22 protein-coding genes are annotated in these 26,713 nt (G+C 73.5%); 15 read left to right on the forward strand and 7 right to left on the reverse strand.

Annotated features, from left to right (window positions below):
• Window positions 1-140 precede the first annotated feature (140 nt).
• Together rpsA and coaE are read left to right on the forward strand one after the other, a co-directional pair.
• The gene (gene rpsA / locus AB0D28_RS01335; protein WP_357380953.1) at window positions 141-1,670 is read left to right on the forward strand and encodes a 30S ribosomal protein S1; all 1,530 of its coding nucleotides are present in this window, start codon (window positions 141-143) and stop codon (window positions 1,668-1,670) included.
• Between the two features lie 160 nt (window positions 1,671-1,830).
• On the forward strand, window positions 1,831-3,009 hold the full coding sequence (gene coaE, locus AB0D28_RS01340) for a dephospho-CoA kinase (RefSeq protein ID WP_357380955.1): 1,179 nt from the start codon (window positions 1,831-1,833) through the stop codon (window positions 3,007-3,009).
• A gap of 41 nt (window positions 3,010-3,050) precedes the next feature.
• On the opposite strand, the gene AB0D28_RS01345 is transcribed toward coaE, so the two are convergent.
• Window positions 3,051-4,655 (reverse strand): hypothetical protein, encoded by a 1,605-nt coding sequence (locus AB0D28_RS01345; protein WP_357380957.1) that lies wholly within the window; start codon window positions 4,653-4,655, stop codon window positions 3,051-3,053.
• A 295-nt stretch (window positions 4,656-4,950) separates the two neighbouring features.
• Here AB0D28_RS01345 and uvrB point away from each other — a divergent pair, with 295 nt between their 5' ends.
• From uvrB to AB0D28_RS01365, 4 genes are all read left to right on the forward strand, one after another.
• Complete coding sequence (uvrB, locus tag AB0D28_RS01350; RefSeq protein ID WP_357380959.1) at window positions 4,951-7,056, forward strand: excinuclease ABC subunit UvrB; 2,106 nt, start codon at window positions 4,951-4,953, stop codon at window positions 7,054-7,056.
• Window positions 7,057-7,072: 16 nt separating this feature from the next.
• The gene (locus tag AB0D28_RS01355; protein ID WP_357380961.1) at window positions 7,073-7,909 is read left to right on the forward strand and encodes a helix-turn-helix transcriptional regulator; all 837 of its coding nucleotides are present in this window, start codon (window positions 7,073-7,075) and stop codon (window positions 7,907-7,909) included.
• Between the two features lie 25 nt (window positions 7,910-7,934).
• Window positions 7,935-8,303 (forward strand): VOC family protein, encoded by a 369-nt coding sequence (locus tag AB0D28_RS01360; RefSeq protein ID WP_357380963.1) that lies wholly within the window; start codon window positions 7,935-7,937, stop codon window positions 8,301-8,303.
• An 85-nt stretch (window positions 8,304-8,388) separates the two neighbouring features.
• Window positions 8,389-9,282 (forward strand): DUF5753 domain-containing protein, encoded by an 894-nt coding sequence (locus AB0D28_RS01365; protein ID WP_357380964.1) that lies wholly within the window; start codon window positions 8,389-8,391, stop codon window positions 9,280-9,282.
• Window positions 9,283-9,381: 99 nt separating this feature from the next.
• Here the strand turns inward: AB0D28_RS01365 and AB0D28_RS01370 are convergent, their stop codons facing one another.
• Entirely contained in the window at window positions 9,382-9,675 is a 294-nt protein-coding gene (locus tag AB0D28_RS01370; RefSeq protein WP_357380967.1) for an antibiotic biosynthesis monooxygenase, read from the reverse strand.
• Between the two features lie 394 nt (window positions 9,676-10,069).
• Here AB0D28_RS01370 and AB0D28_RS01375 point away from each other — a divergent pair, with 394 nt between their 5' ends.
• The gene (locus tag AB0D28_RS01375; RefSeq protein WP_357380969.1) at window positions 10,070-11,068 is read left to right on the forward strand and encodes a TerC family protein; all 999 of its coding nucleotides are present in this window, start codon (window positions 10,070-10,072) and stop codon (window positions 11,066-11,068) included.
• A 57-nt stretch (window positions 11,069-11,125) separates the two neighbouring features.
• On the opposite strand, the gene AB0D28_RS01380 is transcribed toward AB0D28_RS01375, so the two are convergent.
• On the reverse strand, window positions 11,126-11,995 hold the full coding sequence (locus tag AB0D28_RS01380; protein ID WP_357380971.1) for a C40 family peptidase: 870 nt from the start codon (window positions 11,993-11,995) through the stop codon (window positions 11,126-11,128).
• A 99-nt stretch (window positions 11,996-12,094) separates the two neighbouring features.
• On the reverse strand, window positions 12,095-13,192 hold the full coding sequence (locus AB0D28_RS01385; protein WP_357380973.1) for a dipeptide epimerase: 1,098 nt from the start codon (window positions 13,190-13,192) through the stop codon (window positions 12,095-12,097).
• Window positions 13,193-13,236: 44 nt separating this feature from the next.
• Here AB0D28_RS01385 and AB0D28_RS01390 point away from each other — a divergent pair, with 44 nt between their 5' ends.
• The gene (locus tag AB0D28_RS01390; protein ID WP_357380975.1) at window positions 13,237-14,034 is read left to right on the forward strand and encodes a tyrosine-protein phosphatase; all 798 of its coding nucleotides are present in this window, start codon (window positions 13,237-13,239) and stop codon (window positions 14,032-14,034) included.
• A gap of 4 nt (window positions 14,035-14,038) precedes the next feature.
• On the opposite strand, the gene AB0D28_RS01395 is transcribed toward AB0D28_RS01390, so the two are convergent.
• Complete coding sequence (locus AB0D28_RS01395) at window positions 14,039-14,908, reverse strand: serine hydrolase (protein WP_357380977.1); 870 nt, start codon at window positions 14,906-14,908, stop codon at window positions 14,039-14,041.
• A gap of 73 nt (window positions 14,909-14,981) precedes the next feature.
• On the opposite strand from AB0D28_RS01395, the gene AB0D28_RS01400 reads away from it, so the two are divergent.
• Entirely contained in the window at window positions 14,982-15,647 is a 666-nt protein-coding gene (locus AB0D28_RS01400) for a class I SAM-dependent methyltransferase (RefSeq protein WP_357380979.1), read from the forward strand.
• A gap of 385 nt (window positions 15,648-16,032) precedes the next feature.
• Here AB0D28_RS01400 and typA read toward each other — a convergent pair whose 3' ends face one another.
• Window positions 16,033-17,901 (reverse strand): translational GTPase TypA, encoded by a 1,869-nt coding sequence (typA, locus tag AB0D28_RS01405; RefSeq protein ID WP_357380982.1) that lies wholly within the window; start codon window positions 17,899-17,901, stop codon window positions 16,033-16,035.
• A 131-nt stretch (window positions 17,902-18,032) separates the two neighbouring features.
• On the opposite strand from typA, the gene AB0D28_RS01410 reads away from it, so the two are divergent.
• Together AB0D28_RS01410 and AB0D28_RS01415 are read left to right on the forward strand one after the other, a co-directional pair.
• Window positions 18,033-19,556 (forward strand): DedA family protein, encoded by a 1,524-nt coding sequence (locus AB0D28_RS01410; RefSeq protein WP_357380984.1) that lies wholly within the window; start codon window positions 18,033-18,035, stop codon window positions 19,554-19,556.
• A 31-nt stretch (window positions 19,557-19,587) separates the two neighbouring features.
• A complete protein-coding gene (locus AB0D28_RS01415; RefSeq protein ID WP_357380986.1) occupies window positions 19,588-20,460 on the forward strand; it encodes a transglycosylase SLT domain-containing protein in 873 nt (290 codons plus the stop codon).
• 65 nt (window positions 20,461-20,525) lie between these two features.
• Here the strand turns inward: AB0D28_RS01415 and AB0D28_RS01420 are convergent, their stop codons facing one another.
• Window positions 20,526-22,652, reverse strand: coding sequence for an MMPL family transporter (locus AB0D28_RS01420; protein WP_357380988.1), 2,127 nt, complete (start codon window positions 22,650-22,652; stop codon window positions 20,526-20,528).
• Between the two features lie 136 nt (window positions 22,653-22,788).
• On the opposite strand from AB0D28_RS01420, the gene AB0D28_RS01425 reads away from it, so the two are divergent.
• The 4 genes from AB0D28_RS01425 to AB0D28_RS01440 all read left to right on the forward strand — a co-directional run bounded on the left by AB0D28_RS01425 (window position 22,789) and on the right by AB0D28_RS01440 (window position 26,707).
• On the forward strand, window positions 22,789-23,304 hold the full coding sequence (locus tag AB0D28_RS01425) for a MarR family transcriptional regulator (protein WP_357381178.1): 516 nt from the start codon (window positions 22,789-22,791) through the stop codon (window positions 23,302-23,304).
• Complete coding sequence (locus tag AB0D28_RS01430; protein ID WP_357381180.1) at window positions 23,301-24,956, forward strand: CocE/NonD family hydrolase; 1,656 nt, start codon at window positions 23,301-23,303, stop codon at window positions 24,954-24,956. Before AB0D28_RS01425 ends, AB0D28_RS01430 begins: the two co-directional genes overlap by 4 nt.
• 169 nt (window positions 24,957-25,125) lie before the next feature.
• Window positions 25,126-26,034, forward strand: a complete 909-nt coding sequence (locus AB0D28_RS01435) for a hypothetical protein (protein ID WP_357380990.1) — start codon at window positions 25,126-25,128, stop codon at window positions 26,032-26,034.
• Window positions 26,035-26,131: 97 nt separating this feature from the next.
• The gene (locus AB0D28_RS01440) at window positions 26,132-26,707 is read left to right on the forward strand and encodes a metalloregulator ArsR/SmtB family transcription factor (RefSeq protein ID WP_357380992.1); all 576 of its coding nucleotides are present in this window, start codon (window positions 26,132-26,134) and stop codon (window positions 26,705-26,707) included.
• Window positions 26,708-26,713: the final 6 nt, after the last annotated feature.

Consider the following 26,713-nt stretch of genomic DNA (forward strand, 5'->3'; position numbering starts at 1 on the left):
CTAGACGATGCGCTCGCGGATCGTGTGCCTCGGCAGGGAGCAGGTGCGCGGTCACCGGAGCCACTAATGATCTTCTCGCGTCGATCGTTCGGTGTGCCCGGCGACGGATCCGTTGGCGCGGAAGAGTCACCGCGACACCCATGCCCGCTGTGACAACCCATCCGACCGGAGCAACCGCCCACATGACGAGCAGCATCGAGGCCACCTCGAGCGCCAACAAGGTCACCCACGACGACCTCGGCTCTGAGGAAGCTTTCCTCGCCGCGATCGACGAGACCATCAAGTACTTCAACGACGGCGACATTGTCGAAGGCACCGTCGTCAAGGTCGATCGGGACGAGGTCCTGCTCGACATCGGCTACAAGACCGAGGGTGTCATCCCCTCTCGGGAGTTGTCGATCAAGCACGACGTGGACCCGGCCGAGGTCGTTTCGGTGGGTGACCACATCGAGGCCCTCGTCCTCCAGAAGGAGGACAAGGAGGGTCGGCTGATCCTCTCCAAGAAGCGGGCGCAGTACGAGCGGGCCTGGGGCACGATCGAGAAGATCAAGGACGAGGACGGCGTCGTCCGCGGTTCGGTCATCGAGGTCGTCAAGGGTGGTCTCATCCTCGACATCGGCCTGCGTGGCTTCCTGCCCGCGTCGCTCGTCGAGATGCGGCGTGTGCGTGACCTGCAGCCGTACGTCGGCCGCGAGCTCGAAGCCAAGATCATCGAGCTGGACAAGAACCGCAACAACGTGGTGCTGTCCCGCCGTGCCTGGCTGGAGCAGACGCAGTCCGAGGTGCGCACCGAGTTCCTCAACAAGCTCCAGAAGGGGCAGGTCCGCAAGGGCGTCGTCTCCTCGATCGTCAACTTCGGCGCGTTCGTCGACCTGGGCGGCGTGGACGGCCTCGTGCACGTCTCCGAGCTGTCCTGGAAGCACATCGACCACCCGTCCGAGGTCGTCGAGGTGGGCCAGGAGGTCGAGGTCGAGGTCCTGGACGTCGACCTGGACCGCGAGCGGGTCTCGCTGTCGCTGAAGGCGACGCAGGAGGACCCGTGGCGTCAGTTCGCCCGCACCCACGCGATCCAGCAGATCGTGCCGGGTAAGGTCACCAAGCTGGTGCCGTTCGGCGCGTTCGTCCGGGTGGACGACGGCATCGAGGGCCTGGTCCACATCTCCGAGCTGGCCGAGCGCCACGTGGAGATCCCGGAGCAGGTCGTGCAGGTCGGCTCCGAGGTCATGGTCAAGGTCATCGACATCGACCTGGAGCGCCGCCGGATCTCGCTGTCGCTCAAGCAGGCCAACGAGGGCTTCGTCGAGGGCGAGGAGCACTTCGACCCGACCCTCTACGGCATGGCTGCCACGTACGACAACGAGGGCAACTACATCTACCCGGAGGGCTTCGACCCGGAGACGGGCGAGTGGCTCGAGGGTTACGACAAGCAGCGGGAGACCTGGGAGAACCAGTACGCCGAGGCCCGTCAGCGCTGGGAGGCCCACACCAAGCAGGTGCAGACCTCCCGCGCCGCCGACGCCGAGGCTGCCGCCAACCCGGCTCCGGCCACCACCGGCACCACCTCGACCTCGACCTCGGCCCCGAGCCGTCAGGCCGAGGAGCCGGCCGGCACGCTCGCGACCGACGAGGCGCTCGCCGCGCTGCGGGAGAAGCTCGCCGGCGGCAAGTGACCGGACGCTGACGCGGCTCCGTCCCACCGGACGGACCGCCGACTGCCTCTGACAACGGGCCCCGTCCCCGCGTTCCGCACCAGCGGAGCGCGGGGGCGGGGCCCGCGTCGTGTGGCCGGGCGGTTTGGCATGCGGACGAAGGATCCGGTTGACTGTCCGGGTGCTGAAAGTGGGGCTGACCGGCGGAATCGGATCGGGCAAGAGCGCGGTGGCGAGCCGGCTCGCCGCGCTGGGCGCGGTGATCGTCGACTCGGACCGCATCGCCCGCGAGATCGTCGCGCCCGGCACCGACGGGCTGGCCGAGGTGGTCGCCGCCTTCTCCGACCGGGTCCTGGACGCCGACGGGGCGCTGGACCGGGCCGCCCTCGGCGCGCTGGTCTTCGGCGACGAGGCCGCCCGCCGCACGCTCGAAGGGATCACCCATCCCCGGGTACGCGCGCGCAGCGCCGAACTGGTCGCCGCCGCCCCCGCCGACGCGATTGTCGTCAACGACGTACCGCTGCTGGCCGAGGTGGGACTCGCGCCGACGTACCACCTGGTGGTCGTGGTGCGGACGGCCGTGCCGATCCGGATGGCCCGGCTGACCCGCGACCGGGGCATGGCCCCGGCGGAGGCCCAGCGGCGCATCGCCGCGCAGGCCGACGACGCCACCCGCCGCGCGGTCGCCGACGTGCTGCTCACGAACGACGGCACACTCGCCGAGCTGCACGCCGCGGTGGACGTCCTCTGGCGGGACCGCCTGCTGCCCTACGAGCGCAACGTCCGCGAGCGCCGCGCCGTCCCGCCCGACCCGGCGGCGCCGGCCGAGCCGGACCCGACCTGGCCCGAGCAGTACGCCCGGCTGGCCGCCCGGATCCGCCACGCGGCCGGCGGCGACATCCGCGTCGACCACGTCGGCTCCACGGCCGTGCCGGGCCTCGCCGCCCCGGACGTGATCGACATCCAGGTGACGGTCTCCTCGCTGGCCGAGGCGGACGGGCCGCTGACGCGGCGGCTGGCCGAGGCGGGGTTCCCGCGGCTGCCGGGCGAGTGGTGGGACACCCCGCGTCAGCCGGAGGAGGTGCGCTGGCCCAAGCGGCTGCACGGGAGCGCGGACCCGGGGCGTCCGGTGCGCCTGCACCTGCGGCAGGCCGGTTCGCCCGGCTGGCGGTACGCGCTGCTCACGCGCGACCACCTGCGCGCCGACCCGGCTCGGCGAGCCGACTACCTCCAGGTGAAGCGGGAACTGGCGGCGGCCGCGCCGGAGCACGCCGCGTGGGGCACGGTGACCGATCCCTGGTTCGACGAGGAGCACCTGCGCGCCGAGGAGTGGGCGGCGCAGACCGGCTGGCGGCCCTGACCGTGCGCTCCGGCTCAGCGGGCGGTGGAGGCCCCGCCGGTTCAGCGGGGCGGCGCGGACGGCCCGCCGCTGCCCGGCGTGAGGTCGAGCCGGATCCACACGCCCGGCCGGGTGCGCAGTTCCATCCGGCGCGGCAGGCCGCCGCGGTCCAGCCACAGGCGGCGGTTGCCGGGCAGCTCGAACACGTCGACCGTCCGGTCGCCCAGCCGGTCCTCCCGGACCCGGGCGGTGGCGCCGGGCGCGTGCCGGGCCGCCCGCAGGGCCGCGTCGAGCAGCCGGTCCAGGTCATCGCCGGGCGGTCGCGTGGGGGCGGCGAGCAGCGCGGGCGGCATCGGCGTCGGGAGGGACGCGGGCCCGTCGGGGGGGTGCCGCACCTCGGCCACCCGGTCCGGCCGGACCCACCGCAGGGTACGCCGGCCGCTGCCCTCCTCGACCACGACGAGGTACGCCGACGGGCTCGTCCAGTTCACCGTGCCGGTGGCCCGCAGGTCGGCGGACGGGCCGAGCGGGGCGGCCACGTCCACCGACGCGCCGCGCAGTGCCCGTAGCCGGGCGGGCAGCGTGGCCAGCCGGGCGGCCTCGTCGTCGGTGAGCGCCCGGGGCTGCCCCGGCCGGCCGCCGAGGGCGTCCACCGCGCGCAGGGCGGGCCGGTCGGCACGGATCAGGTCGACGGTGACGGGCGTGCCGTCGGCCAGCCGGCCGGTGAGCCGGTGCAGCCGGGCGTCCGCGTCCACCCACAGCGCCGGCCGGCCGCCGAGCGGGGCCAGGGGCGCCTGGAGCACGTCCACCGGGACGCCGTCGACCTGGTCGCGGCGCAGCCACCGCCCGTCGGCGGCGGGCCTGTCGACCCGGTCGGCCCCGAGCCCGATCAGCAGGTCGCGTACCGCGCCGAGGCCGTGGCTGCCGACCGGATCGCGCAGCCGCCACCGGTCCGCCGGTGGCACCAGCGGCGGCCGGGCCGAGGTGGGGAGCGCGGCGGGGTCGGGACGTACCAGCAGCGCGGACGCGACGGCCTGCACCAGGCCCCGGTCGGCACCTGCGCCCGGGCCGCCGACGTCCAGGTAGACCAGGGGGCGGGCCCAGTCGACCCAGCCGACCAGTTCGGTACGGGCGGCGTCCGCGCCGACGGTGACCCGGACGCCGGCGCGCACGTCGCGCAGGTTGGTGACCCGCAGCGCTGCCACCCGGTCGGCCTGGGCGGCGGTGAGCGGGCGTTCGGCTGCCGCCTTGTCGGTGCGGCCGGGTACCCACGCCGGCAGGGCGGCGACGAGCGTCGCGGCGGATATCGCAGCCGCCGCCACGAGCGCGGCGAGCGCGAGCCGGCGCCGGCCCGGCCCGTCCGGCGGATCGTCGGCGCCGTCCAGTTCCGGTTCGCCGGCCGGCCGGGTGACGAGCGTGGGGTGGTGGCCGGCGAGCAGGCCGGCGCGGCGGCGACGGCCGGCCACTGTGGCGGGCCGGGTCGGTGTGCTGGTGCGGCCACGCCGGTGGCCACGGCCCGGTTCACGGGGTACGGCCTGGTCGCCGCCGCCACGCGCGGAGGACCGGTGGGGACGGCTCACCCCGCGCGGGCGGCCCGGCTCGTCGGCGGGCGGGGGCGTGCCGGTGTCGGGCTCGCGTCGCGGCCGGCGCTCGGGAGAGGTCCCCACGAGTGGAGAACGCGAGAGCGGGGTTTCGGTGACGAGCAGGGGCGCTCGCGGCGGCCGGTCAGCGCTGCGCGCGACCACCGTCGGCGCGCACGCCGGTCGTCCCGGGTGCTGCGGCCCTGGCGCCGGGGGCGACCGGCCCGCGAGGGGCGATCACCGGCCCGGTCGGCCGCCGCGAGCGGCCTACGGTACGAGGATAGGCCGGTGAGATGAGCCACACAATGCGAATATCGAAGCGGATCAGGGACGGTCAGTGGTCGTGGCCGAAGTGTCGGACCCCGGGCGTACGGTTGGTGTCATGGCGCTCGACATTCCCCGGCTCGACGGCCGCTTCCAGGTCGTCAGTGAGTTCCAGCCGGCCGGTGACCAGCCGGCTGCCATCGACGAGCTTGAGCGCCGCGTGCGGCGCGGCGACCGCAACACGGTGCTGCTCGGCGCGACCGGCACGGGCAAGAGCGCCACCACGGCGTGGCTGGTCGAGCGGCTCCAGCGGCCGACCCTGGTGCTCGCCCCCAACAAGACGCTCGCCGCCCAGCTCGCGAAGGAGTTCGGCGAGCTGCTGCCGGGCAACGCTGTCGAATACTTCGTCTCCTACTACGATTACTACCAGCCCGAGGCGTACATCCCGCAGACCGACACCTACATCGAGAAGGACTCCTCGATCAACGAGGAGGTCGAGCGGCTGCGGCACTCGGCCACCATGTCGCTGCTCACCCGGCGTGACGTCATCGTGGTGGCCACCGTCTCGGCGATCTACGGCCTGGGCACGCCGGAGGAATACCTCGACCGGGCCGTGCGGGTCAAGGTCGGCCAGGAGCTGGATCGCGACCAGTTGCTGCGCCGGCTCGTCGACATTCAGTACACGCGCAACGACATGGCCTTCCAGCGCGGCACGTTCCGGGTGCGCGGCGACACGCTGGAGATCATCCCGGCGTACGAGGAGCTGGCGGTCCGGATCGAGCTGTTCGGTGACGAGATCGAGAAGCTCTACTACCTCAACCCGCTGACCGGTGACGTGGTCCGCGAGGTCGACAGCCTGATGATCTTCCCGGCCACGCACTACGCCGCCGGCCCGGAGCGGATGGAACGGGCGATCCGCGACATCGAGGCCGAGCTGGGCGAGCGGCTGGCCGAGCTGGACCGGCAGGGCAAGCTGCTGGAGGCCCAGCGGCTGCGCATGCGCACCACCTACGACATCGAGATGATGCGCCAGGTGGGGTTCTGCTCCGGCATCGAGAACTACTCGATGCACATCGACGGCCGGCTGCCCGGCAGCCCGCCGCACTGCCTGCTCGACTACTTCCCCGACGACTTCCTCACCGTGGTCGACGAGTCGCACGTGACCATCCCGCAGATCGGCGGCATGTACGAGGGCGACGCCTCCCGCAAGCGGATGCTCATCGACCACGGCTTCCGGCTGCCCAGCGCCGCCGACAACCGGCCGCTGCGCTTCGACGAGTTCCTGGAGCGGGTCGGCCAGATGGTCTACCTCTCGGCGACCCCCGGCCCGTGGGAGCTGGAGCAGGCGCAGGGCGAGTTCGTCGAGCAGGTGATCCGGCCGACCGGCCTGATCGACCCCGAGGTGGTGGTCAAGCCGACGAAGGGGCAGATCGACGACCTCATGCACGAGATCAAGCTGCGTACCGAGCGGGACGAGCGGGTGCTGGTCACGACGCTCACCAAGAAAATGGCCGAGGACCTCTCCGACTACCTGCTGGAGAACGGCATCCGGGTGCGCTACCTGCACTCCGAGGTCGACACGCTGCGCCGCGTCGAGCTGCTGCGCGAGCTGCGCAAGGGCGACTACGACGTGCTGGTGGGCATCAACCTGCTCCGGGAGGGTCTCGACCTGCCCGAGGTGTCGCTGGTGGCGATCCTCGACGCCGACAAGGAGGGTTTCCTGCGCAGCGGCCGGTCGCTGATCCAGACCATCGGCCGCGCGGCCCGTAACGTCTCCGGTCAGGTCCACATGTACGCCGACAAGATCACGCCGTCGATGGCGAGCGCGATCGACGAGACCAACCGGCGCCGGGCCAAGCAGATCGCGCACAACGAGGCGAACGGCATCAGCCCGGAGCCGCTGCGCAAGAAGATCCACGACATCCTCGACGACATCTACCGTGAGGCGGAGGACACCGAGAACAGCAACGTCGGCGGCGCGGCGCGGCAGTTGTCCCGGGGCAAGGCGCCGGTCAAGGAGACGCGCAGCCGCCGGGGCGCGGCGGCGACCCCGTCGCGGGAGGGGATGGCCCGGGCCGACCTGGCCAACCTCATCCAGGAGCTGAACGACCAGATGCTCGCCGCCGCGCGGGAGCTGCAGTTCGAGCTGGCCGCGCGGATCCGCGACGAGGTCGCCGACCTCAAGAAGGAGCTGCGCGGGATGGACGCCGCAGGGGTCCGGTGACCGGCGCGGCGGCGCGATGCTGACCGAGGCCGTCGTCGGGCACCCCGACCCTCGGCTGCGCCGGTGGGTGGGCAGCTACCTCGGCTACCGCGAGGACGCGCCCGTCCCGCTGGTACGCCGGGAGGTGGCGGGCGCCTTCGTGGTGCTGATCCTCGGCTGGGGCGACCCCCTCGACGTGACCGATCCGCGTGCCGCCGGCCGGGGCGGGTCCGCCGCGAACGCCTTCCTGGCCGGTCCGTTCGACGGCTGGTGCGTCACCCGGACGGCCGGGACCGGCACCGGGGTGCAGGTGCTGCTGACCGCCCCGGCGGCCCGCCGCCTGCTCGGGCTGCCGCTGGCCGAGCTGGCCAACCGGGCGGTGCCGGTCGGCGCGGTGGCGGGCTGGCTGGCCCGGCTGCGCGACGAGCTGGCCGGCGAGCCGGGCTGGCCGGAGCGCTTCGCCCGGCTCGACGCCGCCCTGGCCGCGCGGCTGGCGGCGACCGCGCCGGTGGACCCGCACCTGCTGGCCGCCTGGCGGCGTCTGGACGGCAGCGGGGGAGCGGTCGGCGTGGCCGCGCTCGCAGGGGAGCTGGGCTGGTCCCGGCGCCACCTGTCGGTCCGGTTCCGGCAGGAGTTCGGCCTGCCGCCGAAGACTGTCGCCCGGCTGCTGCGCTTCGAGCGGGCGTACGCGAGCCTGGGCCGTACCCTGCTCACCGCGCCGGTCGCGGTGCCGGACGACGCCGGCTGGGCGGAGCGGGCGGCCCGGTGGGGCTACTACGACCAGTCGCACCTGATCCGGGAGTTCCGCGAGTTCGCCGGCACCACCCCGGCCGCGCTGACCGGGCCCGGATCGCATTCGTCCAATCCGGCCTGACCGCCCCGGCGGCAGACTGACCGCCATGCGAAGCATCTATCCGGTCCTGCGGTATCCCGACGTGCGAGCCGCCGTCGACTTCCTCTGTTCGGCGTTCGGCCTCACCGTGCGCGAGGCCCACGAGCTGCCCGACGGCACCATCGGCCACGCCGAGCTGGCGTACGGCGACGACCTGGTGATGCTCGGCCCGGGGCCGGCGCCGCAGTCCCGGCCGGCGGACGACGACTACCGCGTCTACGTGGCGCTCGACGACGTGGACGCGCACCACGAGCGCGCCCGGGCGGCCGGGGCGGAGATCGTCCGGGCGCCGTTCGACACCGACTACGGCTCGCGTGACTACGCCGCCCGCGACGTGGCCGGGCTGGTCTGGTCGTTCGGTACCTACCGCCCCTGAGCACGCCGTCCGCGCGGTTGCGCTCTGTGGGGGAGGTATTGCCGAGCGTGACGGCGATGCGTACGCTCCCTCCCGGGAGGCGCGCATGCCGTTGTCAGCAAGTCCTGTGGTCCGGAGGGCGAGGCTCGGTGTGGAGCTGCGCCGGCTGCGCCGTCGCGAGTCGCTCACGCTCGAGCAGGTCTGCGCCCGGTTGGGCTGGGCGTCCACGTCGAAGCTGTCCCGCATCGAGCTGGGGCAGAGCCGGCCCGACCTGGCCGACGTGCTCGACCTGCTCGACGTCTACGCGGTGCCGTCGCCGCAGCGCGACGAGCTGATCGTCATCGCCCGCGACGCCGCCACCGGCCGGGGCTGGTCCAAGGCGCTCGGCGAGATGGGGGAGCGTCAGCGGGCGTACGCCGAGCTGGAGGCGGGCGCGGAGCGCATCGTGGAGTACCAGTGCGTGCTCGTGCCCGGGCTGCTCCAGACCCCGGCGTACGCCCGGCTGCGGGTGTCGGCCGGCGCGGCGCTGACCGGGGAGGTGGACGTGGAGGCGGACGTGCGCGCCCGGGTGGCACGCCAGGAGCTGTTGATCCGGCCGGACCCGCCGCACTACACCGCGCTTGTCGACGAGCGCGTCTGCGACCCGGACGGCCTGCCCGCGGACGTGTGGCGCGACCAGATGCGGCACCTGCTCGCGCTCGCCGAGCGGCCCCGGGTCAGCGTCCGGGTGCTGCCGTCGGCGGCGTCGGGCGGCGACGGGCCGCACCCGCTGGCACCGTTCTCCTACTACGCCTACCCCGACCCGGAGGACCCGCGCACCGTGCTGGTGGAGACGCTCACCACCGACCTGCGGCTGGTTGCCGAGGCGGAGGTGGCCCACTATGAGCGGGTGATCGAGCGGCTGCTGGCGGCGGCGCTGCCGCGGGACGCCTCCGCCGAACTGGTGGCCCGGCGGCTCGGCGCGGCGCCGGTGCCCCGGCCGCGCGGCCCGCACGAGTAACGGCTCGTCGGCTGGGCGCGGCCACCGGGCCCGGCGCCCCCGTTGCCCGTCGGGATCGGTGACCGCGCAGCGCGCAGGCTACGGCGGGGGTACGACAGTTCAGGCCGGAACGTCGATGAAGTGCTCGACCAGGGGCGGTCCGGCGAAGTGCGGGCCGATCAGCCCACGCCACTGCGCGAACCGTTCGGTCTGGCGGAAGTTCACGTCGTGGGCCTCGACCGAGTCCCACTCGACGAGCAGCACGAACCGGGTGGGCGACTCCACGCCGCGGGTCATCCGCACGGAGCGGCAGCCGTCGGCGCCGGCGAGGATCGGCCGCGCCTGCGCGTAGGCGGCGGCGAACTCGTCCTCGTGTCCGGGAGTCACATCGATGAGCGCAACCTCAAGAACCATGCTGGCAGCCTGCCATGCCGGCCGCCCGCCGGCGCGTCCCGGGGTGAATGTGCCGGCGTGCTGCGTAGAGGCGCAGGGCTAGCCTCCTAGGACGCATTGCGCGACGTGAGCCGCGGCACCTCGGGAGATCAGGCAGCGGCCCGGAGATGCGCCATGCGGGTGCGATGGTGAACAATGGCGGCCGAGGAGGGGAGTATTCCCCCGCGACGGAGTCGTCAGCACGGAAGAGCGCCCGTACCCCCAGGCGCCCGACCCGGCTCCGTCGGTCGGAACCCGGCCCCGGGCCCCGGCGGAAGAGACCTCCGACAGTCACCCCAGTCAGCGTCGACGCACCCCGCGACCACACCCGGGCGTACGGTGTGCCTCGGCGCAGCGTGTCTGCCGGAGGATGGATTTGAACGTGTCCGCATTGGTGTGGGCGGTAACGCTGATCGCGATGACCGCGATCCTGCTCGCCGACCTGTTCATCATCGGCCGGCGGCCGCACGAGCCGAGCGTCCGCGAGTCCAGCCTGTGGGTGGGCTTCTACGTCGGCCTGGCGCTGGTCTTCGGGGTGGTGCTCTGGCTGACCGCCGGTGGCCGCGTCGCCGGTGAGTTCTACACGGGCTGGCTCACCGAGTACAGCCTCTCGGTGGACAATCTCTTCGTCTTCGTGATCATCATGGCGCGGTTCGGGGTGCCCCGGCAGTACCAGCAGAAGGTGCTGCTCATCGGCATCATTCTGGCGCTGGTCATGCGCGGTGGCTTCATCGCGGCCGGTGCGGCGCTGATCTCCCAGTTCTCCTGGGTGTTCTACATCTTCGGCGCGTTCCTCATCTACACCGCCGTCAACCTGGCCCGGCAGGGCGAGCCGGACGAGGACGAGTTCAGCGAGAACGTGCTGATCCGGTGGAGCCGCAGGGCGCTGCCGCTGTCCCGGGACTACGACGGCGCGAAGGTGACCACCCGGGAGAACGGCCGGCGGCTGTTCACGCCGATGCTGATCGTGATGATCGCGATCGGCACCACCGACCTGATCTTCGCGCTGGACTCGATCCCGGCGATCTTCGGCATCACCCAGGAGCCGTACCTGGTCTTCACCGCGAACGTCTTCGCGCTGATGGGGCTGCGGCAGCTCTACTTCCTGCTGGGCGGCCTGCTGGACCGGCTCATCTACCTCAGCTACGGCCTGGCGGTGGTGCTCGGCTTCATCGGCGTGAAGCTGATGCTGGAGGCGCTGGCCGAGAACAACCTGCCGTTCATCAACGGCGGCGAGCACGTGGCGTGGGCCCCGCACATTCCGATCTGGCTCTCGCTCACCGTCATCCTCGGCACCCTGGCCGTGGCGACTGTGGCCAGCCTGGCGAAGTCGTCGCGGGACCGGCGCCGGGAACTGGCCCAGGCCCGCCGCTGATCCGTCCGTACCGTCGGGGCGCTCCCGTGCCGGGGGCGCCCCGAGGCGTGTCAGGGGTCAGACGCGGTGCGCGCCGACGAGGGTGGCCCTCCGGTCGGCCGGCAGCTCCTCCTCGATCACCCGCCGCGTCAGGTAGCAGGCGTGCAGCATCCGGCGCCGGCCGCCGTGCGGCTCGGCCGACACGATCCCGACGTGGTGGATGCGCCGGCCGGGCCGGGCGAAGAAGTAGAGGTCGCCGGGGCGTTCGGAGTCCAGCGGCACCTGCGAGGTCGCCGCCGCCTGGTCGTCGGCGTCGCGGGGCAGTGTGATGCCGTACCGACGCCAGGCCAGGTGCACCAGCCCGGAGCAGTCGATGCCGTCGGTGGACATGCCGCCCCAGACGTAGGCCAGGTCGCGCAGCCGCTCGGCGACCGCGAGCACCTTCTCGGCCTCGGGACGCTCGGCGGGCAGTGGCACCAGATCGTCCTCCGGGGCCCAGAGCGGATCGGGCCGCCCGGGTACGCGGACCGGACGCCTGCCGTCCACCGCCGGCCCGGCCGGTGTGAGCCGGGTGCCGAGGACCACGCCGGTGAGCGCCGCGTCGCCCTCCGACCCGGCGCGCAACGCGGTGCGGGCGGCGTCGACGGTCAGCGGGCCGTCAGCGGCCGGGTCGGCGTCGGCCAGGTGGGCGGCCCGCAGCCAGCCCGGATAGCCGTCGGTGCCGAGCTTCGCGGCGGGCTGGCCCAGGGCCACCGCCCGGACCCAGCCGTCCGGGCGGGTCTCGATGACACGCACCGGCTCGCCGAGCAGCAGCTGGGTCAGGACACAGTCGCCGACGCGCTGGTCGCGGTCCATGCCGGCGATCCAGGCAGCGACGTCGGGGGAGCCGGCGAGGGCGGGACGGTCGACCGGGCGTACCGCCTCGGGGGCGGTCCACAGGGTCGCCACCGGCACTCGTACGACGGCTCGCCGGCCGGGCTGAGGCGCCACGCGTACCCCTCTCTCCGGTGGTCGTCGGGGCGACCATATGAAAAATTCTGACGTTGCTCAACCAACTGTCTGAATTTTAGCTTCACGCAGTCCGGTGACGCCCAGACCCGGCGCGTCGGGCAGCAGCACGCTCGCGTCCTCGTACCGGATGCCACCGGTGACCGGCGACCAGGCCAGCCACCAGGCGGCGTCGAGGTCCGACACGGCCGTGGTGCCGTAGGCGGCGACCAGGCTGGCCGCGGCGCCGACCCCCACCGGGCCCTCCATCATCGAGCCGACGATGGTGCCCATGCCGTGCGCGGCGGCCAGGTCGAGCAGCGTGCGCGCCGGTTGCAGGCCGCCGCACTTGGCCAGCTTCACATTGACCATGTCGGCCGCCCGGCGCCGGATCACCTCGACCAGGTCACGCACGTCGAAGACGGACTCGTCGGCCAGCACCGGCAGGTCGACCCGGTCGCTGACCCAGGCCAGCCCGTCCAGGTCACGGCGGTGCACCGGCTGCTCGACCAGCTCCACGTCGAGTCCCGCGTCCTCGATCGCGCGGATCACCCGGACCGCCTCCCGGGGCGTCCAGCCCTGGTTGGCGTCCAGCCGGATCCGCACGTCCGGGCCCACCGCCGCGCGCACCGCGCGGACCCGGTCCAGGTCGCCGCGGGCGTCGGTGCCGACCTTGAGCTTGAGCACCGTGAATCCCTCGGCCCCGCGCCGGGCCGCCGTCGCGGCCAGGTCGACCGCGTCACCGGCGGCCAGCGTGACGTCGGTCGGCACGCGCAGCGCCGTGCCTCCGAGCAGACGCACCAGGGGTACGCCGAGCCGCCGCGCGGCCAGGTCGTGCAGCGCCACGTCGAGCGCCGCCTTCGCCGACTCGTTGCCCACCACGGCACCGCGCACCAGCGCGCAGGCCGCCTGGAGGTCGTCGGCGTCGCGGCCGATCAACAGCGGCGCGAGCAGTTCGCGTACGCACGCCTCGGCGCCCGCCACCGACGCGCCGGTGACCTGCCAGACCTGCGGCGCCTCCCCGAAACCCGGTCGGCCGTCGCTGTCGATGACCTCCACGACCAGCGTGTCCACGGTGGTGGTACGGCGCAGCGCGGTGACGAACGGCGTGTGTAAGGGGGCCGAAAGGCGGTGGGTGCGTACCGCGGCGATCGTCATGTGGGGCACCCTATAGCCAACTGGCGGCGAGCAGGGGAGGGCCGATGTCCGGGCGGGAATGGGAGCTGGTGGGCGCGCCGAACGCGCGTGACCTGGGTGGACTGCCGACGGTCGATGGACGTCGGGTGCGCGCGGGGCGGCTCATCCGCACGCCCGCGCTGGGCCGGCTCACCGACGAGGACCTGCCGGTGCTGGGCAAGCTCGGCCCGGCCTGCGTGGTGGACCTGCGTGACGCGCACGAGCAGGCGGTGGCCCCGCCGGACCGGCTCGTGGGCGAGCCCCGCACCGTGCACCTGCCGGTCTACGACGCGGCGCACCCGGTGTTCACGTACGTCTCGGCAGTGTTGCAGGGCCACGACCTGGACGCGTACGCGGCGCTGGCCCGCGAGGGCATGCCGGGGGCGATGACGGCGATCTACCGCTGGTTCGTCACCGGGGAGTCGGCGCGGGCCGGGTTCGGCGCGGCGGTGCGGCTCGCCGCCGAGGGCGCGAACCTGCCGCTGCTGTTCCACTGCTCGGCCGGCAAGGACCGCACCGGCTGGCTGTCGGTGGTGCTGCTGACCGTGCTGGGCGTCCAGGAGGAGGCGATCCGCGCCGACTACCTGGTGCACAACGAGCTGACCGAGAGCCTGCGCGAGGTGCTGCTGTCCGCGATGGTCCAGCGCCGGCCGGACCTCGACCCGGCGGTGGCCCGGCCGCTGCTGGAGGTGCGCCCGGAGTACCTGGACGCCGCCTACGACGAGGTGCGCCGCGCGCACGGCTCGTTCGACGCGTACCTGCGCGACGGTCTGGGGGTGACCGACGCGCACCGCGCGGCGCTGCGCGAGCGGCTGCTGGAGTAGCGGGTCAGCCGGCCAGGTCGTGCCGCGCGGCCCAGACCCGCGCGGAGACGTGCGCGATCAGCCGGCACGCGTCGTCCTCGGCCTCGTCGCCGTCCGCGCCGCCGTCGGCCAGGTCGGTGGTGGTGCAGACGACGATCGTGTACGGCGGCGCGTCGTCCGGGAACACCACGCCCGCGCCGTGGCGCACGCCGCGTACCCAGCCGTTCTTGTGCGCGATGCGGGTGCCGTCGGGCAGCCCGGCGGCCAGGTCCTCGCGGTGTTCCTGCGCGACGAGCACGTCGAGCATGGCGGCGCAGGCGGCCGGCGAGGCGAGCGGACCCGGCCGGGTCGCGCCGAGCGCCAGCTCGCCGAGCAGGGCGGCCAGGTCAGCGGCGGTGACCAGGTTGTCGACGCCCGAGTCGCGGGCGGCGAAGTCCTCGATGCCGCGGCCGGTGACGCTGTGCCGGGCTCCGGCGAGCGCCCACGCCTGCGCCACGGCGGGCAGCCCCACCTGGCCGATGCAGATGTTCGTGGCCAGGTTGCTGGACCGGACGATCATCCGTTCGGCGAGCCAGCGCAGCGGCGCCTCGCCGCCGACGCGGTCCCAGACCGCCTCGTCGTTGTCGTAGTCGCGGTCGTTGGCGAAGCGGGGTGCCCCCGGCAGCGCGGAGTCGAACGAGTTACGCACCGGCACCGGCGCGTCCAGGTCGAGCCGGCCGGCCTCGGCGGCGCGGAACAGCGCCACCAGCACCGCCAGCTTCATGGTGCTCGCCGCGTAGTGGGTGGTGTCGGCCCGCCGCGCCCACGCCTGCCGCGCGCCGGGGCGGCACACGTACGCGGAGACGGTGCCGGGCACCTTGTCCAGGTGCGCGTCGAGCTCGTCCTGCCAGGTCATGCCCGCACCGTAGCCGATCTTCCCGGCGCTCGCGGGGCAGCGGTGGCCGTGGGGGCGGGGCTAGCGTACGGAGATGACGACCCCGTTGTACGACGGCATCGCCGACTGGTACGAGGAGTACGCCAGCGAGACCTCGTCGGTCTACATGCACCGCGTCCGGTCGGTGCTGGCCGGCCTGCTGGGCGACGGCCCGGGGCGCTGTGTGGACCTGTGCTGCGGCACCGGCGCGCACGCGGCCGAGCTGCGCCGTCTCGGATGGACGCCGGTCGGGGTGGACCTGTCCGGCGGGCAGTTGCGCCACGCCCGCGCCCGGCTGCCGGTGGCCCGTGCCGACGCCACAGCGTTGCCGCTGGCCACCGGTGCCGTACCGGCGGTGGTCTGCGTGCTGGCGCACACCGACATGCCGGACTATCCGGCGGCGATCGCCGAGGCGGCACGCGTGCTGGCACCCGGCGGGCGGCTGGTGCACGTCGGCGTGCACCCGTGTTTCGTCGGCGCGTTCGCCGACCGGTCCGAGCCGGAGCGGATCGTGATCGACGGCGGGTACGCCTCCCGGGAGCACACGCTCCGGTCCTGGAACTCGGTCGGCGTCCGCGCCCGGGTCGGCGCCTGGCACCTGCCCCTGGCCGGCCTGCTGGGCGCCGTGACGGACGCCGGCCTGCGGCTGGCCCGGGTGGTCGAGTCCGGCTCCGGACCCGTCCCCGACGTCCTGGCCCTGGAGGCCACCAAGCCCCGCTGACTCCGCCGCCGTCCCGCGTCGGTGCTGCTTCCGGCGTCTCGTGTTGGTCCCGGCGTCTCGTGCCCGTTGCTCGTTGCGGCGTCTGCGCTCGTCCCTCAGCCCGTGCCTGTTGCCCGTTCCGGCGTCTCGTGCCCTTTGCGCATGCCGAGTTGGTCCTGTCGCCTCGCGGCCGTCCTTGAGATGCACATTCCACCGACGTGGAAGTCGCGCCGCCCTCCCACCCTGCGCGCCGTGTCTCGCCCCGCGGCGAGCTAGCGCCGGCGTGCCGACTTGTGGGGGCGGTGGTGGCGAGCGGGTGCGGCGGGAGCGGGGGAGCGGGAAAGGGCGGAGCCCGGTCCGCCGTAGGGCGGGCCGGGCTCCGGGTGGTGCTGGTGACGGGCTGAGGTCAGCCGGCGTGCTTGCGGCGGGCGGCCATCCGGCCACGCTGGGTCTGGTCCAGCACCACCTTGCGGATGCGCACCGCGGCCGGGGTGACCTCGACGCACTCGTCCTCGCGGCAGAACTCCAGGGCCTGCTCCAGGGACAGCTTGCGCGGCGGGATCAGCTTCTCGGTCTCGTCGGCGGTCGACGAGCGCATGTTGGTGAGCTTCTTCTCCTTGGTGATGTTGACGTCCATGTCGTCGGAGCGGGAGTTCTCGCCGACGATCATGCCCTCGTACACCTCGGTGCCCGGCTCGACGAAGAGCTGGCCGCGCTCCTGGAGGTTGGTCATGGCGAACGCGGTGACCGAACCGGCCCGGTCGGCGACCAGCGAACCGTTGTTGCGGGTGCGCAGCTCGCCGAACCACGGCTCGTACGACTCGAAGACGTGGTGCAGGATGCCGGTGCCGCGGGTCTCGGTGAGGAACTCGGTGCGGAAGCCGATCAGGCCGCGCGCCGGGACCAGCCACTCCATCCGGATCCAGCCGGTGCCGTGGTTGACCAGCTGCTCCATCCGGCCCTTGCGGGTGGCCAGGAGCTGGGTGATGGCGCCGAGGTACTCCTCCGGGGCGTCGATGGTCAGCCGCTCGACCGGCTCGCAGGTCTTCCCGTCGATCTCCCGGGTGACGACCTGCGGCTTGCCGACGGTGAGCTCGAAGGACTCGCGGCGCATCTGCTCGACCAGGATGGCCAGGGCCAGCTCGCCGCGGCCCTGCACCTCCCAGGCGTCCGGCCGCTCGGTGGGCAGCACCCGCAGCGAGACGTTGCCGATGAGCTCCTTGTCGAGCCGGTCCTTGACCATCCGGGCGGTGACCTTCGCGCCCTTGACCCGGCCGACGAGCGGCGAGGTGTTGGTGCCGATGGTCATCGAGATGGCCGGCTCGTCCACGGTGATCAGCGGCAGCGGCACCGGGTTCTCGGCGTCGGCGAGCGTCTCACCGATCATGATCTCCGGGATGCCGGCGACGGCGATGATGTCGCCCGGTCCGGCGGACTCGGCGGGCTTGCGCTCCAGGCCCTCGGTCATCAGCAGCTCGGAGATGCGTACCCGCTGGGTGCTGCCGTCGGTGCGGCACCAGGCCACGCTCTGGCCCTTGCTGATGGTGCCCTGGCGGACCCGGCACAGCGCGAGCCGGCCCAGGAACGGCGAGGCGTCGAGGTTGGTGACGTGCGCCTGCAGCGGCGCGCCCTCGTCGTACGCGGGCGCGGGGATGGTGTCGAGCAGCGTGCGGAACAGCGGCTCCAGGCTGCTGCTGTCGTCCGGCACCGCGCCGTCGGCGGGCTGGGTCAGCGAGGCGATGCCGTCGCGGGCGCAGGCGTAGACGATCGGGAAGTCGATCTGCTCCTCATCGGCGTCCAGGTCGAGGAACAGCTCGTAGGTGTCGTCCACGACCTCCTTGATCCGGGCGTCCGGACGGTCCACCTTGTTGATCACCAGGATGATCGGCAGCCGGGCGCGCAGCGCCTTGCGGAGCACGAACCGGGTCTGCGGCAGGGGGCCCTCGCTGGCGTCGACGAGCAACACCACACCGTCGACCATGGTCAGGCCCCGCTCGACCTCGCCGCCGAAGTCGGCGTGGCCGGGGGTGTCGATGATGTTGATGGTGACGGGCTCCGAGCCGTCCGCCGGCAGGTACCGCACGCCGGTGTTCTTGGCGAGGATGGTGATGCCCTTCTCGCGCTCGAGGTCCATCGAGTCCATGACCCGCTCGGTGTTCTCACCACGGGCGCCGTAGGCGCCGGCCTGCCGCAACATGGCGTCGACCAGGGTCGTCTTGCCGTGGTCGACGTGGGCGATGATGGCGACGTTGCGGAGGTCGGTGCGTAGCTGCATACCCTCCATACTCCTGTCTGCGGTTGCCCGGGCACGCCTCGGGGTCACCCCGAGATCGCCCGGATCTGCGTCGAAAGTGCTGTGCCGACCGTTCCAGCGACTGGCATGCTGACACCCGTGCGGGGTGCCCGATGCCTGACCTGCTGAGCTGGCTGCAGGAGCTGCCGCCCCTGCTGATCTACGTGGCCGCCGCGGCGATCGTCGCGGCGGAGACCGCGGTGATCGTCGGGCTGCTGATGCCCGGCGAGGCGACCCTGCTTCTGGTCGGCTTCCTAGCGTACGCGGGGACGCTGCGCCTCGCGCCCGTGCTGGTGGCGATGACCGCCGCCGCCGTGATCGGAGACACACTCGCGTGGCGGGCGGGACGCCGGTACGGGCCGCGTCTGCGCGCCTCGGGAGTGGGCGCCCGGATCGGGGCGCACCGGTGGCGGCGGGCCGACTCGCTGCTGGAACGCCTCGGCGGCCGGGGTGTGCTGGCCGCCCGCTGGATCGCGTTCGCCCGCACGCTGGCGCCCCGGCTGGCCGGGTCGGCCGGGATGCCGTACCGGCGGTTCGCGCCGTGGAACCTGGCCGGGGTGGCGAGCTGGGTCGGTGCCTCGGTGCTGGCCGGTTACCTGGCCGGTGAGTCGTACGAGCGGGTGTCGAAGCTGCTCGGCCGGGCCACCGGGGCGGTGCTCGTCCTGCTGCTGTGCCTGCTCGCCGTGGTGCTGGCCGGCCGCTGGCTGGGACGCAACCCGGACCCGGTACGCGCGCTGGCGGCGCGGGCCGCCGCGCTGCCGCCGCTGCGCTGGCTGCGAGCCCGGTACGGGGTGCTGTTCTTCCTGGTCGCCATGCGCGTCGGCCCGGCCTGGACGCTGCTGATCAACCTGGCGCTGGGGCTGGCGCTGCTGTTCGTCGCCGGGCTGGCCGTGGCGGTGCTGCTGGAGGCGGTCGTCGCGCACAGCGGGCTGGGTGTGCTCGACGGGCTGGCCGCCGACTGGTTCGCCGCCCGGCGTACCCCTGGGGTGGTCGACACGGCCTTGCTCGCGGTGTCGGTGCTGCGGGGCTGGGTGCTGATCGCCGCGGTGGCGGTGGTGGCCGTGGTGGTGGCGCGGCGCGGGCGGGCGTGGCGGGCCGACCCGCTCGGGGTGCTGGGCACTGTCGGCGCGGCCGTGCCGCTGGTGTTGCTCGTGGTGGTCGCGGACCTGACCGGCCCGGGCGGCCCGGACCGTCCCGGTGACCTGTTCCCGACGCAGAACGCGGTGGTGACGGCGAGCTTCGGCACGCTCGCCTGGCTGCTGTCGCGGGGCGCCCGGTGGCCGGTGGGCGCGGCGGTGTGGACCGTCGCGTCGGCGGGCGTGGTCACGGTCACCGGCGCGCGGCTCTATCTGGGCTTCAGCACGGCGAGCGGCACCGTCACCGCGGTCCTGCTGGGCCTCGCCTGGACCACCGTGTTCGTGGTGGCGTGGGCGACCCGGGACCGCCTGGCGGACGCGGACGAGCGGCGGCCCGACGCGGACCCGGACGGGCGGCCGGCCGGCGCGGACCGGGAGGAGTCGTCCGCCGACGGGGACCCGGGCGAGCGGCCGGCCGGCGCGGTGGCGGAGCCGCCGCCCCGGCCCCGGCGCCGCCGGTCCGCGTTTCGGGTACCCCGCGGACCTGTCGATCCTTGTTAGGGTGCGCCGACGAGGACGACGGGGAGGTCCGATGCGGCGAGGATTCGGCCGGTGGGCCGTGGCAGTGGTGGCGCTGCTGGCGGCGGGCACGCTGACGGCGTGCGGCGAGGGGGAACGGCCGGTCCGTGAGGTAGCCGTGGCGCTGCCCAGCACGGAGGTGCCGGTCGACGAGCCGCAGGCGGCGCCGGCCGACGCGCCGAGTGAGGAACCACCGGCGGTGGCGGCGATGGGCGGCCGGCCCAGCCCGAGCGCGTCGGCGAGCGCGAAGCCGCGGGTCAAGCCGTCACGTACGTCGACCGCACCCCTGGCCCGGCCGAAGCCGCCGACCGAGACCCAGGTGCCGCCGGCGCCGCCGAAGCCGGTGGAGAACGGCTGCAAGCCGAGCTACCGGGGCACCAAGGCCAGCCAGAGCCAGGTGAAGGCGGCGCTCGCCGACGCCGCGGCGCGCACCTACTGGCCGACCTCGGCGCCGGACATCCGCATCCCGCCGGCGCTGTTGAAGGCCACCGCCTGGCAGGAGAGCGGGTGGCAGTCGAACATCGTCGCCTGTGACGGCGGGGTCGGGCTGATGCAGGTCATGCCGGCCACGGCGGAGTGGATGAACCAGCGGTTCGGCCAGTCGTACGACATCGACGCCTACCGGGACAACGCCTACCTGGGCGGCACCTACCTGGCCTGGCTCACCAAGTACATCGGCGACATGTACTTCGAGTCCGACTACCGGCTGGACGCCTCGCTGTGCACTGCCGAGCTGAACTCCTGCCTGCTCAACGCCGTGATCGCGGCCTACAACTACGGGCACGGGGCGGTGGCGCGTGAGGATCAGCCGCTGGCCATCCCCAACCCGCAGTACGTGCGCAACGTGCGGGCGCTGATGACCGAGTGCGAGTGCCTGAGCTTCTAGAAGCGGGCGGACGAACGGGCGAGGGCCGGGCGCGTACGCGCCCGGCCCCCGCCCGTCTGTTCGGCTCAGTCCCGTGCGGGAACCGGCTCGGCCGGCGCCACGGCGGGCGCGTCGGCGTCCCGGGCGATCCGCCCGGGCCACCAGAACCGGTCGCCGAGCAGGAACGCCAGCGCCGGCACCAGCACGGTACGGACCAGCAGCGTGTCCAGCAGCACGCCGAGGCAGACGATGATGCCGATCTGGGTGAGCGTGATCAGCGGCAGCACGCCGAGCACCGCGAACACCGCCGCGAGCAGCACACCCGCACTGGTGATCACGCCGCCGGTGACGCGCAGCGCGGACAGCATGCCGTCGCGGGTGCCGCTGCGCCGCGCGTCCTCCCGGGCCCGGGTGACCAGGAAGATGTTGTAGTCGACGCCGAGCGCCACCAGGAACACGAACGCGAGCAGCAGCACCCCGCTGTCCAGCGCCGGGAAGTCCAGCACGTGGTCGAAGAGCAGCCAGGCCGCGCCGAGGCTGGCGAAGAACGAGCCGATGACGGTGAGCACCAGCAGCAGCGGCGCCAGGATCCCGCGCAGCAGCAGCACCAGCACCGCGCCGACCAGCAGCAGGATGAGCGGCAGGATCAGCTGGAGGTCCTTGGTGTTCGCCTCGTTCGAGTCGTACGTGGCGGCCACCGAACCACCGACCAGCGCGCCGTCGGGGGCGTCCGCTCCGTCCACAGCGGGCGGCGCCGAATCCGGTACGGCGGCCACGGCGTCGCGCAGCGCCACCACGGCCCGGTCGGAGGCGGCGCTGCCCGGCTCGGCGGTGAGCACCACGTCGATCTGGGCGACCCGGTCCCCGGCGGTGCCGGGGCGGGCCGAGGCGACCCCGTCGACGTCGGAGGCGGCGGCGAGGACCGCCGGGGCGGCCTGTGGGTTGGTGATGACCGCGACCGGCTGGGTGCTGCCGGCCGGGAAGGCCCGGGCGAGCGTCTCCGCCCCGGCGACCGCCTCGGGCTTCTCGCTGAACTGCTCGGTCTCGGACAGCCCGGTACGGATGCCCAGGCCGCCGAGTGCGAGGCCGGCGAGCAGCAGGACGGCGAGCGCGGCGACCGGCAGCGGGCGGCGGACCACCAGCTCGCCGAGGCGGCCCCAGATCCGGCCCTCGCGGGCGGCGCTGCCGACCCGGGGGATGAACGGCCAGAACAGGCCCCGGCCGAACAGCAGCAGCGCGGCCGGAAGCACGAACAGCGCGGAGAGCATGGCGAGGATCACGCCGGTGGCGCAGGCCAGGGCCAGCGCCCGGTTGGTCTCCTGCTCGGAGAGCAGCAGCGTGAGCACGCCGAGGACGACGGTGCTGCCGCTGGCCAGGATCGGCTCGGCGGTACGGCGCAGCGCGGCGCGCATGGCGGCGAACCGGTCCTCCTCGCGGCGCAGTTCCTCCCGGTAGCGGGCGATGAGCAGCAGCGCGTAGTTGGTGGCGGCGCCGAAGACCAGCACGCTGGCGATGCCCGTCACCTGCCCGCTGGGCAGGTAGATGCCGAACGCGGGGACGAGGGACTCCACCACGCGCAGCGTGATCTGCTCGGTGGCGCCCACCACGAGCAGCGGCACCAGCCACAGGAACGGGCTGCGGTAGGTGATGAGCAGCAGCACCGCCACCACGGCGGCGGTGAACAGCAGCAGCGTGGTGTCGGCGCCCTCGAAGACCTTGCCCAGGTCGGCGGTGAACGCCGGGCCGCCGGTGACCTCGACGGTCAGCTCGCCGGGCAGGTCACCGACCGCCTCGCGGAGCTTCTCCACCTCGTCGACCACCGCCGACGGGCCGCCCTCGGTGGACAGCGGCACCGCGACCAGCGCCACGGTGCCGTCGGGGGAGACCTGGGCGGGGGAGACCCGCCCGCCGGCGGCGAGCGAGTTCAGCTCGCCGGCGATGCCGTCGAGCGTGCTGCGGTCCGTGCCGCTCAGCGGTGCCTGGTCGGCGCGGCTGACCACCACGAGGGCGGTCTGGGCGTCCTTGGAGGGCAACTGGTCCTGGAGCCGTTCGACCTGCGTCGACTGCCATTCCACGGACAGGCCGGTGCCGGACACCGGGTCGGGGTTGTCCGGCTTCGGCAGCCCGAAGGCGACCACGCCGACGACGAGCGCGACGGCCAGGGTGAGCCAGGCGGCGAGCCGGCCCCGGACGACGCGGGAGAACAGTGACATCGGATGCCCTCACATATTGGTCGCGGAGGATTCTCTCTGAGCGAGTATCTTGATAAGCGAGATTATCCGGGGTGGCTCTATGCTGCAACCGAACCGGTTCGGACAGGGGAGGCGACGAGCGGTGGCGGCGCACAGGATGTATCGGCGACGCGACGACCCGCGCGGTCGGATGGTCGCCGAGATCACAAACGACCTGCGCCGTTACTCGGTCGACGCCCAGCACATCGGGCACGCGTTCGCCGGGCTGCACGGGCTCAACGCCACCGACCTGTACGCCCTGATCGCGGTCATGGAGGCCGAGCTGGTGGGCGACCCGATCACTCCCGGCCGGCTCGGCGAGGCGCTCAACCTCTCCTCCGGCTCGGTGACCGCGCTCGTCGACCGGCTCGAGCGCGGCGGCCACATCCGGCGCGACCGGGACACCACCGACCGACGCAAGATCCTGCTGCACTACGCCGACCGGGGCGCCACGCTGGCGCAGAGCTTCTTCGGGCCGCTCGGCCGCCGTACCGACGAGGTGATGGACCGCTTCAGCGACGACGAGCTGGCCGTGGTGCGGCGGTTCATGGCCGAGATGGTGCACTCCATGCGTACCCACCGGGACGAGATCCGCGCCGCCCCGCGCCGCGGCGCCGGGTCCGGGGACGCCTGACCGTGCGGCTGGTCACCCGGGCCGCCGCCGCGGCGCTGCGACTGCCCGCCGCCCGCACCGGGCGGGTCGCGGTCCGCCGGGACATCCCGGTGCGGGTACGCGACGGAGTGACGCTGCGCACCGACCACTACGCGCCCGACCTGCCCGCCGCGCCGTGCGTGCTGATCCGCACCCCGTACGGGCGGGGCGGGCCGGTCCGGCTGCTGGGCCGCCTGATCGCCGAGCGGGGCTTCCACGTGGTGATCCAGTCGTGCCGCGGCACGTTCGGCTCCGGCGGCGAGTTCGCGCCGTTCGTGCACGAGCGCGACGACGGCCTGGACACGCTCGACTGGCTGCGCCGCCAGCGGTGGTGGACCGGCGCGTTCGGCATGTTCGGCGCCAGCTACCAGGGTTTCGTGCAGTGGGCGCTCGCCGCCGAGGCGGGCGGGGAACTGCGCGCGATGGTCGCCGTGGTGACCGCGTCGGCCACCCGCGACTCCACGTACGCGGGCGGGTCGTTCGCCCTGGACACGGTGCTCACCTGGGCCGAGCTGATCGAGGCGCAGACGGTGCCCTGGCTGGCCCGGCAGTGGGAACTCAAACGCGGCCAGCCCCGGCTCGCCCGCGCCCTGACGCACCTGCCGCTGGCCGAGGCCGACCGGATCGCCACCGGCGTGACGGTGCCGTTCTTCCAGGAGTGGCTGCGCCACCACACCCCCGGCGCCGACTACTGGCGTACCCGGGTCTTCGGCGACCGGATCACCGAGGTCCGCGCGCCGGTCGTCATGGTCAGCGGCTGGCAGGACATCTTCCTGCCCGCCCAGCTCGACGACTTCGCCCGCCTGCGGGCCGCCGGGGCGCGTCCCCGCCTCGTCGTCGGGCCGTGGACGCACGGCAGTCCCGGGCTGCTCCTGGCGTCGCTGCGGGAGGGGCTGGACTGGCTCGACGCGCACCTGGCCGGGCGGCCCGCGCCACAGCGGGCGCCGGTGCGGGTGCACGTCGGCGGCGTCGGCGGCGGCTGGCGCGACCTGCCGGACTGGCCGCCGCCCGCCACGCCGGTCCGGTGGTACCTGCGGTCCGGTGGCGGGCTCGCCCCGCAACCGCAGGAGCACGGCACACCGGACCGCATCCGGTACGACCCGGCCGACCCGACCCCGTCGCTGGGCGGGCCGCTGCTGGTGGCCCAGCGGGCCGGCCCGGTGGACAACCGGCCGGTGGAGGCACGCCCGGACGTGCTCACGTACACCAGCGAGCCGTTGCGGGAGCCGGTCGAGGTGGCCGGGCCGGTACGCGCCGAGATCCACCTGCGCAGCGAACTGTCGTACCTGGACGTGTTCGTGCGTCTGTGCGACGTGGACCGGCGCGGGCGCTCGTGGAACGTCTGCGACGGCCTGGTGCGCGTCGAGCCGGGCCGGTTCCCGGGGGATGCGTCCGGCGTGGTCACCGTGCCGGTCCCGCTCTGGCCGGCCGCGTACCGCTTCGCGCCCGGGCACCGGCTGCGGGTGCAGGTCTCCGGCGGCGCCCACCCCCGGTACGCGCGCAACCCCGGCACCGGCGAGCCGCTCGGCACCGCCGTGACCCTCCGTGCTGGATGGCGGGAGATCCTCCACGATCGCGAGCATCCCTCGGCGCTGGTGCTGCCGCTCGTGCCGGCACCGTCCACAGCGGGCTGATAGTTCAAAAAGCGCCCCTGAGCTGGGCATTTCTGCCTAACCGCGGTTAAGCTCGGAGCAAGTGCCCGGTGCCGTGCAGTTCTCCGGCGGGGCGCGTCCGCGGATCTCATGTCATCGCGCGGTGTGATTGTCGTGTCCTCGCCGGTCATCGATCGGAAGGGGATCTGCCATGACGTCGGCCCCGGCGAACCTGCTGGCCGTCCGGAATCTGTTACTCACCTACCTCAACGTCGACAAGAACGCCGTACGCGCCGACGACCTGGAGCCGGCGGAGGTCGGCATCGTCGGCGACGTCAACCACCGCGGCGGCTACCACTGCGGCTCCGACCGGGTCGTCACGAACGACTACTCCGTGGTGGAGTCCAGCCGGGACCGGTCCGGGCTCACGCTCTACGCGTCGGCGCTGGACGTCGGCACGTTCTCCGTCCGCTCCGGCGGCGGTACGCACAACCTGCGGACGTTCTCCACCTGGATGGTGGCGCAGTGCGTGGCGAACGCGGCCGACACCCGGGACATCCGGGAGATCGTCTACTCCCCGGACGGGCGGACCGTACGCCGCTGGGACCGGCTGGGACGGCGCACCGGCGGCGACAGCAGCCACCTGTTCCACACCCACTTCAGCTTCTTCCGCGACTCCACGAAGGCGGGCCGGGACCAGACCCCGCTGTTCCGCCGCTACCTGACCGCGATCGGGATGATCGCCATCGCGAACCCGGAGGACGACATGGAACAGACCGACAAGCTCATCAACGACACCGGAGCCAAGAACCGTACCGTCGGCGACGTCCTGGCCGACCTGCAGAACCTGCGCAACTGGCTCATCTCGCCGGCCAACACCACCGGGCTGGTCAACCCGCCCATGGCGAACTCGCCGTTGCAGCAGATGCTGGCGATGCTGCGGGCCTGGCCGGCGCTGGTGGCGCAGGTGAACGAGCTGTCCGGCAAGGACTTCACCGACGAAGAGCAGATCGTCTCCGGGGTGCTGGCCGGGCTGCCGCCGGAGAAGATCGCCGAGGCCATCCCGCCGCAGATCGCCCGGGACGTCGCCGACGAGCTGTCCCGGCGGCTGACCGCCTGACCGTCCGGCGCCGCGACCGTCACATCGCGGCGCCCCGGTTCCTCGTAATCCGCAATATGTGTTGCGCAATGGTTCTTGCGGATGCCAGGCTCGCCGCATGGAACAGCCCTCCGTCCGGCAGATCACCGACTCGCGAGTGCTCGCCGCGCTCGCCCATCCGCTGCGCCGCCGGCTCATGGACGTGCTGAAGGTGTACGGCCCGTGCACCGTCGGCATGCTCGCCGAGCGCACCGACCAGGCACCGGCGAACGTGAGCCACCACCTCAAGGTGCTCGCCGCCGCCGACCTGCTGGTCGAGGCGCCCGAGCTGGCCCGGGACCGCCGGGAACGCTGGTGGAAGCCGCGCAACCGGGGCGTGCGCTGGTCCGAGTCCGACTTCGGCGACGACCCGTCCACCCGGGTCGTCGTCGAGGCCGCCGGCTCGCTCAACCTGGAGCGGCACGCCGAACTGGTACGGGCCTGGCATGCCGCGTCGGACGAGACGTACGCCGCCTGGATCGACGCGCCGTTCAGCACCGACCACTGGCTGCACCTGACCCCGGAGGAGCTGGACACGCTCGGCCGTGAGGTGATCGCGCTGTTCGCCCGGTGGGCCGACCGGCCGGTGCCGGACGACGGGCAGCGCCGCGAGCCGGTCTTCGTGTTCGCCCACGGCGTTCCGGGCCGGCCGTGACCGCCG

The organism is Micromonospora sp. NPDC048169, assembly GCF_040652815.1.
Classification (GTDB): domain Bacteria; phylum Actinomycetota; class Actinomycetes; order Mycobacteriales; family Micromonosporaceae; genus Micromonospora.

Excerpts from the sequence above, each read along its gene's own strand:
- rpsA (WP_357380953.1), top strand. The coding sequence starts at position 141 with ATGCCCGCTGTGACAACCCATCCGACCGGAGCAACCGCCCACATGACG.
- uvrB (WP_357380959.1), top strand. The coding sequence starts at position 4,951 with ATGGCGCTCGACATTCCCCGGCTCGACGGCCGCTTCCAGGTCGTCAGT.
- AB0D28_RS01355 (WP_357380961.1), top strand. The coding sequence starts at position 7,073 with ATGCTGACCGAGGCCGTCGTCGGGCACCCCGACCCTCGGCTGCGCCGG.
- AB0D28_RS01360 (WP_357380963.1), top strand. The coding sequence starts at position 7,935 with ATGCGAAGCATCTATCCGGTCCTGCGGTATCCCGACGTGCGAGCCGCC.
- AB0D28_RS01365 (WP_357380964.1), top strand. The coding sequence starts at position 8,389 with ATGCCGTTGTCAGCAAGTCCTGTGGTCCGGAGGGCGAGGCTCGGTGTG.
- AB0D28_RS01370 (WP_357380967.1), bottom strand. The coding sequence starts at position 9,675 with ATGGTTCTTGAGGTTGCGCTCATCGATGTGACTCCCGGACACGAGGAC.
- AB0D28_RS01385 (WP_357380973.1), bottom strand. The coding sequence starts at position 13,192 with ATGACGATCGCCGCGGTACGCACCCACCGCCTTTCGGCCCCCTTACAC.
- AB0D28_RS01390 (WP_357380975.1), top strand. The coding sequence starts at position 13,237 with ATGTCCGGGCGGGAATGGGAGCTGGTGGGCGCGCCGAACGCGCGTGAC.
- AB0D28_RS01395 (WP_357380977.1), bottom strand. The coding sequence starts at position 14,908 with ATGACCTGGCAGGACGAGCTCGACGCGCACCTGGACAAGGTGCCCGGC.
- AB0D28_RS01400 (WP_357380979.1), top strand. The coding sequence starts at position 14,982 with ATGACGACCCCGTTGTACGACGGCATCGCCGACTGGTACGAGGAGTAC.
- typA (WP_357380982.1), bottom strand. The coding sequence starts at position 17,901 with ATGCAGCTACGCACCGACCTCCGCAACGTCGCCATCATCGCCCACGTC.
- AB0D28_RS01410 (WP_357380984.1), top strand. The coding sequence starts at position 18,033 with ATGCCTGACCTGCTGAGCTGGCTGCAGGAGCTGCCGCCCCTGCTGATC.
- AB0D28_RS01415 (WP_357380986.1), top strand. The coding sequence starts at position 19,588 with ATGCGGCGAGGATTCGGCCGGTGGGCCGTGGCAGTGGTGGCGCTGCTG.
- AB0D28_RS01420 (WP_357380988.1), bottom strand. The coding sequence starts at position 22,652 with ATGTCACTGTTCTCCCGCGTCGTCCGGGGCCGGCTCGCCGCCTGGCTC.
- AB0D28_RS01425 (WP_357381178.1), top strand. The coding sequence starts at position 22,789 with ATGTATCGGCGACGCGACGACCCGCGCGGTCGGATGGTCGCCGAGATC.
- AB0D28_RS01435 (WP_357380990.1), top strand. The coding sequence starts at position 25,126 with ATGACGTCGGCCCCGGCGAACCTGCTGGCCGTCCGGAATCTGTTACTC.
- AB0D28_RS01440 (WP_357380992.1), top strand. The coding sequence starts at position 26,132 with ATGGAACAGCCCTCCGTCCGGCAGATCACCGACTCGCGAGTGCTCGCC.